Source organism: Candidatus Eremiobacterota bacterium (genome assembly GCA_031082125.1).
Lineage (GTDB): Bacteria > Vulcanimicrobiota > CADAWZ01 > CADAWZ01 > Ess09-12 > Ess09-12.
This window is the reverse complement of record JAVHLM010000002.1, coordinates 39,850-55,876: the sequence shown is the minus strand read 5'-3', so window position 1 is coordinate 55,876 and position 16,027 is coordinate 39,850. Positions and strand designations below refer to the sequence as shown.

The following is a 16,027-nucleotide window of genomic DNA, read 5'->3' as shown; positions in this document are numbered from 1 at the left end:
AATGACTGAGAAACCAAAAGGCAGGAAAAAGGCGGTACCAGGATCTTCCCGGAAAGGATCGCCGCACCCCGTCTCCTTCGAAGGCCTCGAGGACATCAAGGAGGTCCTTGACAAGATCGGCCTCTTCAAGGATCTCGATCCTGCGCTCCAGAGAGAGCTTCTCTCCTACATGAAAATAGAGCGTTACAACGCCGGCCAGGTAATATTCAACGAAAAGGATCCCGGCGACAGGATCTACATCGTGGACTACGGCCAGGTGGCCATCATGAAAAGCATCGACTGGGGCAGGGGGAGGGAGCTGATCATCGACTACTGCGATCCGGGGGACTTTTTCGGGGAGATGGCCGTCTTCGAGAACGCCCGCCGCTCTGCCCGTGCCGAGACCACCGAGGGGTCGCAGCTTCTCGTCATCGACGGCTCCCGCTTCGTTGAGCTGCTGCAGGCTCACCCCGAAGCCTTCACGAAAATCCTCTTCTCCATGATAAGGATCCAGTCGAACAGGCTCCGCGCGAACCATATGAAGCTCATCACCTTCTACGAGATCGGAAACGTGCTGAGCGGTGAGAAACCCATAGAGGAGCAGGCTTTAAAAATCCTGGACACCCTCCTGGTCTCCCTCGAGCTGAAAGACGGGGCCCTCCTTGTCTACAACCCCTTCAGCCAGCTCATGGAGTTTGAAGCGCTTCACGGCGTGACACCGGTAAACCCCGAAGCACGGGGCGTTCCCCTCACGGGCGTCATGAAGCAGGTTATGGAAAAAGGCTTGACCACTGCAATAGACGGATCCTTTATTGATGAGACCCTCAAATTTATCCTCGGGACAGGGAACATTCCCTCGTGGCTCCTCATCGCGCCGATGAAAGTGGAACAGGAGCCCATCGGCTTCATCTTCCTCCTCAAGAAGGATGACTTCATCCCCTTCAACAAGAGCGAGATTCTCCTCACATCAGCCATTGCAAAGCAGGTATCGCTGGAAGTGAAAACCTCGCGCATCAAGGAGGAGCACACGGCCCGCGAGAAGTTCAGGAGAATGTACTTCAAGAGCGTTATTTAACGGCGGGCTTCCCCTCATCGAGGCCCTGCTCTCCCCCGCCGGGAGTGGGTGTGCCATCACTGTCTTTGCGGGGAAGCTTTCCTTCATCAGGAGTCGCCTGCTTTTCTGAGAGCTTTTTCAGCTGTTCAAGCGCCGCACGGAGGTGCTTCATTTCCTCGCCGTACCCGCTCCAGTTCTCTTCGCGCTGGAATGCCCGGGCCTTGTCATAGTGACGGTTCGCCTCGATAATGAGCGTCTTCATATCCTCTCCCGGTTCATACCCCTGGCCTTTTGGCTCACCGGAGAAATCGCCCGTAGACGGTACCGGGCCGCCCGCGACCGTGAAGACTTTTCTGAGCGAAGCCTCAAGGTTTTCCTCCATTGCCACATTGCTCCCATACACGACAAGGACACGCTTGAGCTGGGGGATCTTGCCCTTCTCGGCGGCAAGGTAAAGGGGCTCGATGTAGAGCAGGGAATCCTCAATGGGGATCACGAGGAGGCTTCCCCTGATGACTTCAGAGCCGCCCTGCCCCCAGAGGGAAAGCTGCTTGGAGATCTCGGGATCCTGGTCTATACGGGAGTCTATCTGCTGAGGCCCGTAAATCAGCTTGTCCTTGGGGAACGAATAGACAAGTATCTTTCCGTAATGGGGCGCGTCACACCGGGCCGCCATCCAGGCAATCATATTGGCTTTCCTGGAGGGAGTAAAGGGGATCATGAGGATAAACTCCTCCTTGTTGCCATGGGGCGGGGGAAACTTCAGGATCGTATAGTAGGGGCGCATGTCGCCCTCGTGTTTTTCACTCCGCTGGGCCGGTATCTTCCAGAGGTCCTCCTTGTTGTAAAAGACCTGGGGATCAGTCATGTGGTATGTGGCGTACATAAGGGCCTGGGCATAAAAGAACCCTTCAGGGTAGCGCATGTGGGCCCTCAGGTCGGGGGGCATCTTCGCAATGGGCTCAAAGACACCGGGGAAGATGGTGCTGTAGCAGCTTATGAGGGGATCCGATGCATCGCTGATATAGAACTTCATCGTGCCGTTGTAGGCGTCTATGACCACTTTCACCGAGTTCCTGATATAGTTTCCCAGCTCAGGGATGGGCTGCGAGTATGGGTAATTTGCCGAGATGGTATAGCCGTCAACGATCCAGAAGAGACGCCCCTCCGAAATGACCATATAGGGATCGGAATCATAATGGACATAGGGGGTGATCCTCTTTATGGCCTCATTGATGTTCCTGTAAAACAGTATCCTGCTTGTGGGCTTGATATCGGTGCTGAGCATGATCTTGAGCTCATGAAAGCGGAAGGCGAAGAGCAGGCGCTTCCAGAAGCTGTCAATGGGAAAGCCTCCCGAGCCCTGGTACTGGCAGTACATGTTCTTGTCGCCAAAAGGATAGTCAAACTCCTTGACGCCTGAGTTCACAATGGAGTAAGTATTGGTCATCTCGCCGAAATAAATCTCGGGACGGGTTAGGGAGATTGAAGCGCTGCTCAGAGGGGGGATATCCTTGATAAAGAACTCCGGGAGCCCGTCCTCTGTCACCTTGTTCACCGGCCCGAGGCATCCCCCGTAGCCATGGGTATAGATAAAGGTCTGGTTTATCCACTTCTTGTCGGGGAGCTTTTCATAGGAGAGCTCCCGCGGCGAGAGCATGGTCTGGCGGTATTCGCCGTTTACTATGTAGCGGTCGTTGTCCACGTCGAAGAAATTATAGTACGTGCGGATTTCCTGAAGCTCCGAGTAAGTTTCAAGCAAAGGCTTGTGATCCCAGAGGCGCACGTTCTTGATGGTCATATTGTTCTTCTCGATATCGGCCCAGCGGAGATCTTCATTGGCAGAGAACTCCTGCTCCTCGATCCTGTCAAGGCCGAAGGCATAGCGGGTAAAGTCGATGTTCCTGGCGATAAAAGGCTTTTCCTTGTTGAGCTCATTGGGTGCAACCAGAAACTTCTGCATAATCCCGGGGTACACCACGCCGCCGATAAGAGAGACCAGCAGCACGGCGAGAACGGTGCCCAGCGTGAATCGGAAATAGCGGGTAAAGGCATCGAAAAGCACGACGACGGCACCGATGATGCATATGATGACGGCGAACTTGAGAAAGGGGAGCACCGCGAAAACGTCGGTATACATGGCGCCAAAGACCAGACCGTCCTTGGAAAAAAGCAGCCTGTACTGCGAAAGATGGTATCCCCATGCCTTTACGGCGAGCATGAGGGTGATAAGGACAAGAATATGTATCTTGGGATTTTTCGGCACGTAGAATTCCTTGGGCGTGTAGTGGATGCCGCGCCCGAGAATATAGATGACGGTCGTATAAAGAAGCGAGATGAGCACGAGGACAAAGGCGCCATAGCTGAGGTACTCGAAGAGGGGGAGGAGAAAGACATAGAAGCTCACATCCAGGCCGAAAAGGGGGTCCTTCAGGCCGAAGGCCACGGGGTTCATGGCTTTCAAAAAGAGATCCCACCTCGTTGAGGCCTCCAGGCCGGCAAGAAAGGCCACGCAGATGCAGAAAATGAGGCCGACCCTGTGCATGTAATGATCGAAATAGAACACACCCGGCATCTGGAGCACGTTGTCGCCGAGGAACTGGGGGGCCTTGGACCGGAACTTCATGGCCAGCAGATGGTTGATGCCGATGACTATGAAAAAGAGAAGGCCTATGGAGAACCCGCAGATCACCTGGCTCCACAGCAGCTTATTAAAGACGGCCTCATAGCCGTTTCCCCGGTACCAGAGCCACTCAGTGATAAGGTATACTATTCTCCAGAAGAAAAAGAGGACCGTAAAGATTACTCCCGCGAGAATCCATTTCCAGAGGTTCTTGGTTTTCATGGTGACACTCCTGCTCTCATAAGGTGCCTTGCACCGGCACCTTTCTGAGATTCCTTACAAGTCGGCGAATACCTTCCTCCTCAGCGCCGGGGCAGCCGAATGTTACCATTCCATCTTTTTTATTTAACATTCTGGTAACAGATGTTACGGCAGGACGATGGATCATGGGAGGCTTGGAAGGTATACTGAAATCAGGAGAGGAGCTGAACATGGTGGGACCTGTTTATAACGCTTATTCAAATCCCGTCGCCGCCCTCATGTCAGGGGGCGCTTTTGGTGCGGTGCAGCGGGAAGAGCCTCTCAATACAGAGGAAGTCTTTGACATGATGCTCCGCAAGGAGTGTGACAAGGTCTCGCAGCTCCGTATCGCCTCTCCACAGCTACAACCCACCTTCAACCGGTTCGACTATTCACGGGCAACGGCCGCCCTCGCCCTTATGAACCAGCTCTCCGGGACCGCACCGTCACTCAATGTCGAAACGCCGCCTGTCCACCCTGAAGAGGCTGCCGCTGAGCCCGCAGCCCCCCCGCAGGAGCCCCTGCCTGCGCCAAGGAAAATACCGGCGCCACAGGAAAGCCTTCCTCCCCTCGAGGGAAAGACCGAAATAGAAGCCGAAAGGGAGCAGTTCCTCCAGAAAATGCAGCAGCACCAGGAAAACCTCAGCGAGATCGATGAAGAGGAAGAGGATATCGAGCCTATAAGCGGCCGGATCTGACAGGCTTCTCCCTTACCAGGAATAGCACTCCATAATGCTGCGCCTTCCCATCTCCTCCTTGAGCTTTAGAAAATCGTCATTGGTGACCCACTGCTTTCTTTCCATGACCTGGGAGCAGAAATCCACGAGTTCTCTCAGTGAAAGGTTCTCAAGTGATGAGGGCATGCCTGTTCCTCCTTGGGAGATTCAATGTCAGGAGTCAAGCGGCAGGAGCGCGGTGCAGGGGCTTTTTCAAAGAGAAACGGGAATCTTACCGGATCGCTCCAGCCGTGATTCCCGCACTGTGGCAATTCGAGAAAAAAAGGGTAATTCCTTCTTCAGGAGATTTTTTTTACTTCAGGGAAAGGAGCAGCCCCCCTCAGCACATTGAGATCTTCTGAAAATGAAAGCCGCAGATGGCGAGGGCCACCGCCTTCGGAAAAAGCTTCGGCCGGTGGAGAAGGGACCACGAGAGGAGCTTCCAGTAATATTTCTTGTATTTGCCCACAATGCCGAGATACCATATGGATTTCAGGAACGCGAGGAACTCATGGCGGCACAACTTGATTTTCACGTCAGGCTTGCACTCCTTCAGAAAGGTGATGACACGGTCACAGTATTCCCTGGGCGAATAAATGGTGCGCACCACTTTCCGGTACCCTTCCATGAGCGTTTCCATGTCCATCTTCGGGAGGAAGTTTATGGAGGCGTCGGCGTTATTACCTGATGAATCGGCAATGAGCCTGTTTTCCTTCTTGAGGCGCTTGTAAAGAATCGTGCCGGGAAGCGCGTTAAGGATGCCTACCATGGCCACTACGACGCCGCTTTTCTGGATAAAGGAGATCTGCCGCTCGAAAATCGACGGAAGATCACTGTCAAAGCCTACTATGAAGCCTCCCAGAACCTCCATGCCGTGCTTCTGGATCCGCTTTATCGATGCCACAAGGTCTCGGCCGCTGTTCTGGTGCTTCCTGCACTCGGCGAGGCTCTCCTCTTCAGGCGTCTCTATGCCGACGAAGACCCTGTGGAATCCCGTTTCAGCCATGAGTCTCATGAGCTCCTCGTCATCGGCAAGGTTAATCGACGCCTCGGTGAAAAGTGAAAAGGGATTCTTCCTCTCTTTCATCCAGGCCGTTATCTCGGGGAGGGCCCTTTTCACCTCTTCCTTTTTTCCTATGAAATTGTCGTCCACGATGAAGACGTCACCGCGCCACCCCCTGGTGTAAAGGGATTCGAACTCCCCCAGTAGCTGCGCCGTCGTCTTCACTCTGGGCACACGGCCGTTGAGAATGATGATATCGCAGAACTCGCACTGAAAGGGGCAGCCGCGGGAATACTGCACCGACATGGAGACATAGTCCTTCATCGAGATAAGCTCCCACAGCGGCACGGGGGTTGAGGCAAGGTCTGGATGCTCATCGGAGACGTACAGATGCCGGAGAGTGCCTTCGCCGAGGTCCTTGAGAAACCGGGGGAGCGTCACCTCGGCCTCGCCGGTGACGATATAATCAACTTCCTCAAATGATTCATACTGTGAGGTGAAAAGAGGCCCCCCGGCCACGACGGCGGTGCCCATTTCCCGGCAGCGCCTTATCACCTTCTTCGCCGAGTCACGCTGCACAATCATTGCGCTGAGTAAGACATAGTCAGCCCACTGGATATCACTGTCGGCAAGGGGCGACACGTTCATGTCCACGAGCTTTTTCTCCCACTCCCGGGGAAGCATCGCGGCTACCGTGAGAAGGCCAAGCGGGGGAAAGGCAGCCTTCTTGGCAATGAAAGGCAGAATATGCTTGAAGCTCCAGAAGGTGTCTGGATACTGGGGATAGACAAGAAGAACCCTTATGTTCCCGCTCCTCATTCCCTGCAGCCTCCCTCATAGGGATGGATTCCCTTACTGAGCATCACGGAATCTCTTTATCCTTATGCATCATTCATGAAGGATCGCCGGGGGAACCGGATATTTCTTCAATCATTGAGTCCACGTAAAGGAAAGAGTTCCTCATTTTTATTATACGAGAAGAGGAAGACCGGAGCAATTAGAATTTTTCTAGTATTAAAAGATAATAATCACTTTTATTAAAGGTTTCCTGGAGGAAGTGCAAAGGGCGGCACTCCCTGTACCGGCTAGAATCCTTTCAGGAAACTCTCCCAGTCCGTGTCCTTTGCAAGGGTAAGGTCATCATAGGTGGACTGCGGGGCCAGGGCTTCCAGGGTGACAGAGAGAAGCTTGAGACCGCTCCACTCGCTCCTGTTCGAGGCCGAATAGAGAAGGAGGCTGCCGTCGCCCACCACGATTGCCCCCGCCAGGGCATCGGCCGAGGAGGCCAGGTCACCGCTCATGGACGTCCTTATCTTATCGGCAAAGAAATAGAGATCGCCTCCTGACCCGAGCTGGGGAGCCTGAGCCATGAGCGAGGCAAGCTCTGTCTTTGAGGAAGAGAGGGCGTCCTTGCAGAGCCGGGCGAAGCTCGTAAATTTCCCGTGGAAGGCGTTCAGTTTCCCAAGGTCAGCAGCCACAAAAGCATGGGGGTCGGCCGGCATCAGGTCAGTATGCGCCTTGAAGGTGTCGGCCGCCATGGCCTGCACCGCGGCGGCGATGCCGCTCCCCGAGGTAACGCTGTTGAGCCTTGTGAGAAACTGGTCATAAGGCTCGCTCGGTATATACATATTTCCGTAAAGGGACGAGGGCGAGGCTATAAAATAGCTCACCGAGTCCTTCACCTCGTACATGATTTCGTAGTCACCCATGGTGCATGCGGAGAGCACAAGGATATCGAGGGCTTTTCCCGCCCTTTGACTGGCTGATGAGCATACCTGCCCGAGCTGCGGCACCGTTATCTGGTGACCCGTCACGCTGTCCGAGCAGATGGAGCGCGGGCGGGGCCTGGAGGCCTTCGCCCTGGGACCGCTCCCATGATCCCACACATCCAGCACATAATGCTCAGCGGGATAAAGCGTCATTGCTTTCTCAACAAAACTCTGCAGCACCTTATAATCACCGGTATCCATGTTCTGCCCGTAATCCTCGGCAGGCGACGTGATAGCAGAGTAATCGCTGTCTTTCTTTGCATAATAGAACTTCGTGTTTGAGTAACGCTCATCCAGGAGCGCCACGGCGTTCACGAGGTCTGTCGAGCCCGTTTTCTCCATTGACTCGATGACGTTCCTGGAGACATTGGGCTCGGAGTTTCCGGGATCGCCGAGGTCGTTGTCCGAGGCGATATAGCAGAGATAGGTCCATTGCTTCCTCGAGGGGGGGACCGCGACGACACTGTAGCCGTCGGCCGTCACATTGCAGGTTTCGCCGGACTTGAGGGTGGCGGTCGTGACCGTTTTGCGGCTTTCGCCGCTCACCGAGAAGGTGACTTTGCAGGGCCCGCCCGGGGGTACGCCCTGGATTTTAAAACGGCCGCCCGTGTCCGTCGTGGCTGAAGCGGTCGAGAGATCACAGGTCACGAGGATTCCCTGGGCGGGGACGTACCCCGGAGGGATCCTCACCGAGTCCTGGGAGAAGATGCTGCTTCCCAGTGAACAGCAAGTGCCTTCGAGAGTTGCGGTGCCTGAAGCCGTTGAGGCTCCCCCTCCAGTGCTTCCGATGCCTCCGCTACCGGCGCTCCCCCCGCCACTGCCGCCTCCGCAGCCGCCTGCAATAAGCACAAGGATCGCCATGACTTGTAACAGCATTTTCATCCTGCACGCTCCTTAAAGCACCATCTGCCTCTGAAAGCCCTTCCTCTTATCATAGAACAGGAGAAAGATCCCTGTCAATGGGGAAAAGTGCCATGAGCGCGGAAATGAGAAATACCCCGCCACCGGGACAAGGGAAAAAACATGTCAACAGAGAATGGCACCGAGAAGGGGAGAAATACAAGAGAGGGGTGGAGAGATTATTATGGGAACCCACATACTGCTCGACAGGAAAGTCTTCGAGGAGAAATACCTCACTCTTGCCAGGGAATTTCTCGAGGAACGGTGGCAGGAAATACTTGCCCTCACCGAAGATGACATGGATGCTGAAAGAAACGAGTATGAGGGTGATAAATTTGCCTTGGTAAAGGACGGCATGCGGACGGTCCTCAAAGGAGAAGCCGTGATCCAGATTTACCGGGCCTGCATTGCGGAGTGCCGCCTGATGCAGTACAGTTCATGGACCTGTGACAGGTTCTGGCAGGACATGGAGAACGGGGGCTACGGCTCAAGGGAGACCTTCTGGGACCGCCTCCGGGAGAAAGGCCAGAGAGATGCCTATATTTCGCTTCTGAGGACCGTGGGTATCGGGCTTGAGGCGGAATCCGCCGTGAGGCATCCCTGGTGGCTCTTCGGGAAAGGCCCCCCGCCGGGAAGATTCTACGGTGAATGGGCGGCCCTTACGGCGCCCCGTGAGGCGCGGCTGCTTGTCGGAGACCTCAATGCCACAGGCGCCATCGACTATGTCATCGCAATGGCCAGGGAAGACAGCCCCGACCTCGCAAAACACATCGAGAAAGACCACCGGGAGACCATGGAGCTCATCGCTCTCGCAGGTGAGGAGTCCCACTGGGTTCTGGGCTTCGAGTTTGGCACATGAGGAAAAGGGGGGCCTGTCGGCAGCTTTTCATACCCCGGCCATGGCACCCGGTTTCATCTCCTTGGAGTGAAGAGAAGTAAATGCCCAGATTTAACAGGATTGTGTTCATTATCTTTATTGTGCTCACCGCACCGGGGATTATCCTCTCTGTGCTCATTTTCGCAAGGCCGTTTAATCATTACAGAACTGAAACGGTGGGCTTCAGAAATGACCGGCAGGATACTGTTGAGGGAATTCTTTATATCCCTTTAAATGACAGTGATGCAAAGTGCCCTGCCCTCGTCTCGGTCCATTACGGGCTTCAAAACAGGGAGGCGCTCCAGCCTGCCGCCAGGGTTCTGGCTGAAAATGGCATTGTGGTAATGGATCTGCTCCTGAAGAAAGCAAGGAAGATTGACGGGAAAAGGAAGAGCTTCGAGGATTATCTCTCTGATGTAAAGGCTGCTGCGGATTACATGCTTTCAATTGAGTACGTGGATACCGGAAGGGTCTTTCTGTCAGGGCACTCCATTGGAGCGAATGTCACATCAATGGTGGCACGATCCCATTCCGGGGTGGCCGGTGAGATTGCAGTGGGTTATCCCGTAGAATACCTGCCTGGCTCTTCTTCTCAGCTGCTCATGACTGCAGGAATCTTTGATGAGCTCCACCCTGTTTCAAAAATGTTGGACGCCTTTCTGGGAACAGTGGGAAAGAAGACCACCAGGGAGATTCTTATAAGAAACAGTGATATTCCCCATAGCATATCGAAAGAGAAGACAAACCGTATTTATTTTATCTCCTTTTTAACGGATCACTACATAGAACCGCTTGATCCTGATATTACCCGGGCGTCACTACATTTTATCAAATCACTTGGAGGGGAGCAGGCAGCCCGCGGTGAAATACTCCACGGAGTCCGGGCTCAGATTTTGACCAGATCCTCACTTTTCTTCAGTGTATACCTGCTTTTTTTTCTCTCCTTCATTGAAATAACTGGAGTTCCCACACTGAAAGCACCTGCCGGCACTTTTCGGAAGATTCTTCTGGAGCGTATGGGAATAGTGGCTTTTCTGCTCCTTTATCTGATCTTATGGCTGGTTCATAGCCCTGCAGAGCATCTGATCCACATTTATGTCCTCTCGGCTATGTTTCTTGCAGTGCTCTCCTCCAATCTATTTGTGCGAAAGGCTGGAGAATGGCATATAAAAGGAGGGGCACAGCCACAGAAAGAAGATGCGGAGAAAATCACCCGCTTTTTTATCTATAGTCTTGTGAAAGTTGTATTCTATATCTTTGCTTTCTATGCAGCATACATTCTGGGGCTTTTTGTCCATGCGGGAATCTACCCTTACTCAAAGCTTTGCTGTATCCTTCACACTTTATGGGGACCGGCTTTTTTGATTCCCGCTCAGCTCTATGTATTCTGCACCCGCATCAATGGACTTTTTCTCACCAGTGATTTTACCTTCAATACCGCCTCACTGGTCCCATGGGTTATTCTTATCGGTGAACTTGTCCACCCCGGGGTAATGGGCAAGATTCTCGACGAATTCTTTTCAAGAGTGGTGGGATCGATTCAAAAGCTTGATTTCAAGATAAAATTCAAGTCGAGCAGTGCCGAGATTGTGCTTTTTGGCGTGGTGCTCATTGTCTGCGTAGTCCTATGGAGACAGATCTTATCAGAGGGGTATGCCTTTGGATTTGCTGAATTACTGGGAATGGGATATCTCTTTTTCTCTTTTATCGTAATCCCTCTTGCAGCTTTCACTCTCATCATCCGCTCTAAGAGGGCAAAGGAGTTCCTGGATGAATACCTGCCTGCCAAACTGAAAATAAGGCCCGGGGGAGCCGTTCCGGCTTAGCACATTTTCAGGCGGATTTTACTGGATTATCAACTTGACTTCACCTTACTCTGGCTTTTCGGTGATACCTGCCGCATCCCTGATTACCTGAGCGTCATTCTTATCGAGTGCGCATATTCCATCTTTAAGGTGTACTCCAAAGTATTTTTCTGGAACGGTGCTGCTCTTCACAAAGCTGAGCTTCTTCATGACAGTGGGTCCCACATGTCCCGCTTTATACTTTACTATCTCTTTCAACGGAAGGCGCTTCGTGAAAATAGATACTTTTCTTTTGGCAAAAGTACTGGGAGCGTTCTGGTCGATCTCTGCAAGATCGCCTGCCACCAGCGCTTCTCCTGCAATATAGCGTGCGTTTTCTGCTCCAAGATAAAAAAACAGCACATCATCCTTCGTGATCTTGTCCAGGTGGGGTGCGGTGGGGGCAAACTCCCAGCAGTTATGGTCTATCATTGTCTCATAAACTTCAGGGGCGGAGAGTGCCGAGCCGTCAGCCGTATTGATCATATTTGCGACGATCAGGTAATGGGCCATAAAATTGTCCTCCCGTTTTTTTTTGTGGCTGCTCATATGACTGCAATGATTCAGTAAATTTTTTTATTGATACTAAGGTATAATTCAACCCTCCGTTCATGAAACCTTTCTCAATGGTCAGCTTAAGGAAGCTTATGAATTGAGAGATCATGTCAAGGGGAAGCCAGGGGGTGAGTGCAGGGGCTCTGCCTGCGGCAGGCAAGAAAGAAGGAGAGGGTGCAGCACCCTCTCCTTGCACGGGATCTTATTACTTTCGAGGGTCTTCGAAGGCTTCCTGGGGCTTCCACTCTTTCCAGACTTTGCCTGTCAGGCTGGGGCTCGGCTTCAGGGTTTTCTTCCCCGGCTTCCACCCCGAGGGCGTCACTTCGCCGGTCGCCCGGACATGCTTATAGGCAGCGAGCTGCCTGATGAGCTCCGACACGTTTCTGCCCACCGGGGGGGTGAGCATTTCCAGGGCCTGGATAACGCCGTCAGGATCTATGATGAAACGGCCCCTGATGTCAACTCCGCCGGTTTCATCATAGACGCCGTAAACCTTGCCGATCTGGCCGCCCGGATCTGATGCCATGGGATAAGGCACGCCACCCGGCACCATCTTTGAGAGCTCTTCCTCCTGCCATATCTTGTGCACAAACTTGCTGTCAGTACTCATGGAGATGACCTCTGCCCCCATGCCCTGGATTTCTTTGTATTTAACGGCAACTGCCGATAACTCGGTCGGTCAGACAAAGGTGAAATCTCCGGGATAGAAGCAGAGAATGACCCATTTTCCCTTGTAGTCGGAGAGCTTGATGTTCTTGAACCCTCCATTGAGGTAAGCGCTCGCCTCAAAATCGGGCGCGGCCTTTCCTACCCGGGCATGGACCTTGTGGGGTGGCTCGGGAGTCCCTTGGTGTTTCTGCACCTCTCCGGAGACAAGGGGCCCTTTCGCCTCGGTGACGCAGCCTTCTGCCGGCTTGGCTTTCTCATCGGCAGCACAGAATGCACCTGCAATGAAGACAAAAAGCAGAATAGCAAGAAGAGCGGTGATTACTCGGATTTTCATACTTTCACCTCCTTTCTTGTTAAAAATGATACTCTATAGTATTTCAAGGCCGGCACCACCATACCTTCCTGTCATGTGTCTCCAGAGTGGCGACTTCTGATGAATCTCATCTTCATCAAATCTTCACCTCAAATTCATGGTTTCTTCAAATATATTCTGTATAATACAGGCATATACCAAAGCACGAAATGAAAAGAGGCGGTAAGAATGATACAGAGTGTGTTCAGAGGTGGAACGAAAGATATAATTATCTGTGTCCGGTGCATACAGGGCCAGGTGGCCTATTTAGTCACCATGCCTCTCTGAAGGTGCTTTTCCCTGCCCGCAGGGGGAAGGGGTGGGCTCGAACCACCATGGCGCATCGCTCGCTGGATTTACAGTCTAGTGCCATTAACCACTCGGCCACCTATCTATAACCACGGGATTTCCAGACGAACGACCTCTCCCGGTGGCTCGAGACTGCCCTGAAAATGAGTTACAGGTAAAAAGCTCTTCACATAGGGCATGGAGAAAAAGTGATTTTTAAATACATCGAGAAAATAAGCCACGATGAAATGTTTCTTACTGAAAACCCCTTTCTTATATATGCGGCACTATAGGTATGTTCGATTTTTTGCGATGTGAAGGGCCACCATGATATTTGGCTAAGCACTAAGCTCAGAGTGACAATTGTTATCGAATGTTCAGCTTGTAATTGGCAGAGAGAATGTAGTATAATTAAAGAAGCGGTAAGAGAGAATGTTGTGAGAACCGCATCAAGCTCAGTTAATCTTTATTCAAACCGAAAGGGGGCAAAGGGTATGGCAATGACCGCTTCCAAAAAAGCGGTGCTACGGCAACCGATTCGCTATATCGCAAAAGAGCTAGATTCATCCCATTTTGGGGAGAAGTATTGCTCCGACAGGGAGCATAACCATAATTGAGCTCACAGGCTGGGGTATATCGAAGGAACTTCAAAGAAATATCCGTTTAAAGGCATATCGGCCAAGCAATAGTCATAGGGCAGAACCGAGGAAGCCATGGTGGAAGAGAGTGAATGGAAAAGGGAGAGGCGAAACACCTGGCAATGGGATCAAAGAGTCATAAGGAGTGGTGCTCCTGCCGGTGGTGCTGCCCGCCGCCGGTGAAAGAGAACAATGATATGCGGGAGGAGAAAAAAACTCCTTCGGCGCTGCAGCAGAAAGGACAGGCCTGTCTAGTCCGGGTTCATCGAGGAGCGCGCCGAGAATATTTCTGATAGCATAGAGACAACAATAGACTTGTAATCAACGCACACACCATCCCAGGCAGGATGGTGTTTTTTATTGTGCCGGATCCTTTCCGGTACAATAAAAAATGGGCAGGGGTGGGTTCGAACCACCGTAGAGCATCGCTCGCTAGATTTACAGTCTAGTGCCATTAACCACTCGGCCACCTACCCATGTGAACAGAACCGATGTACGAGATATTATAAATGACCTTCCTTGAATTGTCAATAGTATGGGAAAAGGCCCGGGCAGATGAGCCTGCCTGGGCCTCATGGCTCTTATTCACGTCACGCCGCCCCGTCAGCCGGCTGGCTCATTTCCTGTCGTATATCTTGTTGTTTCCTTCGCCTCCGTCAATCTGGTCCTTGCCGCGGCCGCCGTGGAGCTTATCGTCGCCCTCTTCGCCGTAAATGGTGTCGTTGCCCTGCCTGCCGCGGATCACATCATTCCCGTCACCGCCGTAAATGGTGTCGTTGCCTCTCCCGCCGCGGATGCGGTCATTTCCCGTGCTGCCGTGAATAAAGTCGTCGCCGCGGCCGCCGCGGAGCTTGTCGTCGCCGTCGCCGCCGCATATGCAGTCGTTTCCCTTTCCACCACGGATTTTGTCATCTCCATCGCCGCCGTAGAGCTCATCGTCGCCGCGGCCGCCACGGATCTTATCGTTGCCATTACCGCCGTTGATGCAGTCGTTGCCTTTCCCACCGCGGATGCGGTCATTCCCCTCACTGCCTTCTATGCAGTCATCGCCTTTCTTTCCGCGGATCACGTCATTTCCCGCACCACCGTCTATAGTGTCGTTCCCGCTCCCCCCTTTTATCCTGTCATTCCCGTCACCGCCCTGGAGGGTGAGGTCATACTTCACGTTCTTGTTCACCTTTATTTTGTCGTTGCCGCCGCCGGCATCTATGACAAGCCGCTGGGCTTCTTCGGGAGAGAACTTCATCTTCTGCCCGTTGACTTTTACCGTCACGCTTCCGTCCTTGTGCTGCTTTACCTTGATCTTGTCGTTGCCCTCAGTTCCCCGGATTACTATGGGCTCCTGCTGCTTCATGTAATCGGGATTTTCGGTGAGCTCCTCTGAGAGATCCTCCGAGTAATTGATGAGGTCTGACGATACTGCCCCACTACCGCTGGAAGCCGCTGCGGCAGCGGCCGAGCCTCCCGAGGAGGAGGAGGCGGCAGCGGCGGAACCTGCCGGGCCGGCACCCTGGGGACTTTTTATGTTCCAGAGCGCGTTGTCACCTTGGATTGCTCCTATCTCTGACATAAGAACACCTCCCATTCCTTTTTCTTATGTATCACGGCAAAGTGCCTGCCTGTCAAGGGAGTGCCGTCACTTCCCTGCCCAGCCCTGTTTCTTTGCCCACGTGACGGCATCGGCCGCCTGGGCCTTGAGGTTCCTGCGGGACCCTGCAAGGTCACCCTGGTAATTTTTCATGGCCATGGGATCATAGAGCACAATCACATTGATCTTCCCCGCCTTCTCAAAAAGGGCCCTCAGGATTTTCGCCGCCGGCCTTGTGTAAGCCACAGGCGGTGCCGTGCTCCTGGCCTCCCCCCGCTTTATGAAGAGCGCCGCATCAGCTCCCGACACGAACTCGTAGGCAAAGTTGTTTTTCGTGGAGTACCCATCCAGGTCCACGGGCCCTTTGTAACCGGTGAGCCCCAGCTCCCCGCCCGCAAGGGAATTCAGGTTCCGGTAATCTCCCGTGAGCCCCTCTACCTTTGCCCCATGGAGGTCGAAGACCACGCCGGCTTTCTTGAACTCACCCTCTATAATCTGCCGTGCCTCATCCTCAGTGAGGGATTTAGGATATGAAGGGGCCTTGCCGCCGCTCCTCACGAAGCCGTTTCCATGGTCAAAAAGCGGCGCCACTGCAGCATTAGAAACGAACCTGATCACTCCCTGCTCGGCAGCAACAGAGGTCACTGCAGGACACAACGACGGCAGTGCCGCACCCGACATTGCGAGAGTCCACACCGCCCCTGCGACAAGAGCGCTTCGCTTCCACCGCATGGGAATGAAGTCGTCACTTTTCCCGCCAAACTCTTCCATACGGGGGTAACAGGGCTTTTTCATCCGCCCTGATGGTTTTATCTCCATTGCCACCACTCCTTTGTTTTTTGAAATTATCACGACTTTTTCCATGGCGGTAAAGCCACCTGCTCGAATGATTCTGACCCTTCACCGCGTGTAAATGCACCTTGCCGCCCTGA

Annotated in this window: 12 protein-coding genes and 1 tRNA gene; 4 read left to right on the top strand and 9 right to left on the bottom strand. The window is 53.2% G+C overall.

Annotated elements, in window-relative coordinates:
* Position 1 precedes the first annotated feature (1 nt).
* Positions 2-1,054: a cyclic nucleotide-binding domain-containing protein gene (locus RDV48_02655; protein MDQ7821676.1), complete on the top strand. Its 1,053-nt coding sequence runs from the start codon at positions 2-4 to the stop codon at positions 1,052-1,054.
* On the opposite strand, the gene RDV48_02650 is transcribed toward RDV48_02655, so the two are convergent.
* Positions 1,047-3,878, bottom strand: a complete 2,832-nt coding sequence (locus RDV48_02650) for a UPF0182 family protein (protein MDQ7821675.1) — start codon at positions 3,876-3,878, stop codon at positions 1,047-1,049. The genes RDV48_02655 and RDV48_02650 overlap by 8 nt on opposite strands.
* A 209-nt stretch (positions 3,879-4,087) precedes the next feature.
* Here RDV48_02650 and RDV48_02645 point away from each other — a divergent pair, with 209 nt between their 5' ends.
* On the top strand, positions 4,088-4,594 hold the full coding sequence (locus RDV48_02645) for a hypothetical protein (GenBank protein MDQ7821674.1): 507 nt from the start codon (positions 4,088-4,090) through the stop codon (positions 4,592-4,594).
* A gap of 12 nt (positions 4,595-4,606) precedes the next feature.
* Here RDV48_02645 and RDV48_02640 read toward each other — a convergent pair whose 3' ends face one another.
* The 3 genes from RDV48_02640 to RDV48_02630 form a co-directional block, all read right to left on the bottom strand.
* A complete protein-coding gene (locus RDV48_02640; GenBank protein ID MDQ7821673.1) occupies positions 4,607-4,759 on the bottom strand; it encodes a hypothetical protein in 153 nt (50 codons plus the stop codon).
* A gap of 193 nt (positions 4,760-4,952) precedes the next feature.
* Positions 4,953-6,434, bottom strand: coding sequence for a DUF4070 domain-containing protein (locus RDV48_02635; protein ID MDQ7821672.1), 1,482 nt, complete (start codon positions 6,432-6,434; stop codon positions 4,953-4,955).
* A 266-nt stretch (positions 6,435-6,700) separates the two neighbouring features.
* Positions 6,701-8,266, bottom strand: coding sequence for a clostripain-related cysteine peptidase (locus RDV48_02630; protein ID MDQ7821671.1), 1,566 nt, complete (start codon positions 8,264-8,266; stop codon positions 6,701-6,703).
* Between the two features lie 202 nt (positions 8,267-8,468).
* Here RDV48_02630 and RDV48_02625 point away from each other — a divergent pair, with 202 nt between their 5' ends.
* A complete protein-coding gene (locus tag RDV48_02625; protein MDQ7821670.1) occupies positions 8,469-9,143 on the top strand; it encodes a hypothetical protein in 675 nt (224 codons plus the stop codon).
* 80 nt (positions 9,144-9,223) lie between these two features.
* Positions 9,224-10,987: a hypothetical protein gene (locus tag RDV48_02620; GenBank protein MDQ7821669.1), complete on the top strand. Its 1,764-nt coding sequence runs from the start codon at positions 9,224-9,226 to the stop codon at positions 10,985-10,987.
* 45 nt (positions 10,988-11,032) lie between these two features.
* Here RDV48_02620 and RDV48_02615 read toward each other — a convergent pair whose 3' ends face one another.
* The 5 genes from RDV48_02615 to RDV48_02595 form a co-directional block, all read right to left on the bottom strand.
* Positions 11,033-11,518, bottom strand: a complete 486-nt coding sequence (locus RDV48_02615; protein MDQ7821668.1) for a hypothetical protein — start codon at positions 11,516-11,518, stop codon at positions 11,033-11,035.
* Between the two features lie 247 nt (positions 11,519-11,765).
* Positions 11,766-12,422, bottom strand: coding sequence for a thioredoxin-dependent peroxiredoxin (prxU, locus tag RDV48_02610; GenBank protein ID MDQ7821667.1), 657 nt, complete (start codon positions 12,420-12,422; stop codon positions 11,766-11,768).
* 1,477 nt (positions 12,423-13,899) lie between these two features.
* Positions 13,900-13,983 (bottom strand) — tRNA-Tyr (locus tag RDV48_02605).
* A gap of 140 nt (positions 13,984-14,123) precedes the next feature.
* Entirely contained in the window at positions 14,124-15,077 is a 954-nt protein-coding gene (locus RDV48_02600; protein MDQ7821666.1) for a calcium-binding protein, read from the bottom strand.
* A 66-nt stretch (positions 15,078-15,143) separates the two neighbouring features.
* Positions 15,144-15,914, bottom strand: coding sequence for a hypothetical protein (locus tag RDV48_02595; protein MDQ7821665.1), 771 nt, complete (start codon positions 15,912-15,914; stop codon positions 15,144-15,146).
* Positions 15,915-16,027 lie beyond the last annotated feature (113 nt).

Excerpts from the sequence above, each read along its gene's own strand:
- RDV48_02600 (MDQ7821666.1), bottom strand. The coding sequence starts at position 15,077 with ATGTCAGAGATAGGAGCAATCCAAGGTGACAACGCGCTCTGGAACATA.
- RDV48_02615 (MDQ7821668.1), bottom strand. The coding sequence starts at position 11,518 with ATGGCCCATTACCTGATCGTCGCAAATATGATCAATACGGCTGACGGC.
- RDV48_02635 (MDQ7821672.1), bottom strand. The coding sequence starts at position 6,434 with ATGAGGAGCGGGAACATAAGGGTTCTTCTTGTCTATCCCCAGTATCCA.
- RDV48_02655 (MDQ7821676.1), top strand. The coding sequence starts at position 2 with ATGACTGAGAAACCAAAAGGCAGGAAAAAGGCGGTACCAGGATCTTCC.
- RDV48_02620 (MDQ7821669.1), top strand. The coding sequence starts at position 9,224 with ATGCCCAGATTTAACAGGATTGTGTTCATTATCTTTATTGTGCTCACC.
- RDV48_02645 (MDQ7821674.1), top strand. The coding sequence starts at position 4,088 with ATGGTGGGACCTGTTTATAACGCTTATTCAAATCCCGTCGCCGCCCTC.
- RDV48_02595 (MDQ7821665.1), bottom strand. The coding sequence starts at position 15,914 with ATGGAGATAAAACCATCAGGGCGGATGAAAAAGCCCTGTTACCCCCGT.
- RDV48_02625 (MDQ7821670.1), top strand. The coding sequence starts at position 8,469 with ATGGGAACCCACATACTGCTCGACAGGAAAGTCTTCGAGGAGAAATAC.
- RDV48_02630 (MDQ7821671.1), bottom strand. The coding sequence starts at position 8,266 with ATGAAAATGCTGTTACAAGTCATGGCGATCCTTGTGCTTATTGCAGGC.
- RDV48_02650 (MDQ7821675.1), bottom strand. The coding sequence starts at position 3,878 with ATGAAAACCAAGAACCTCTGGAAATGGATTCTCGCGGGAGTAATCTTT.
- RDV48_02640 (MDQ7821673.1), bottom strand. The coding sequence starts at position 4,759 with ATGCCCTCATCACTTGAGAACCTTTCACTGAGAGAACTCGTGGATTTC.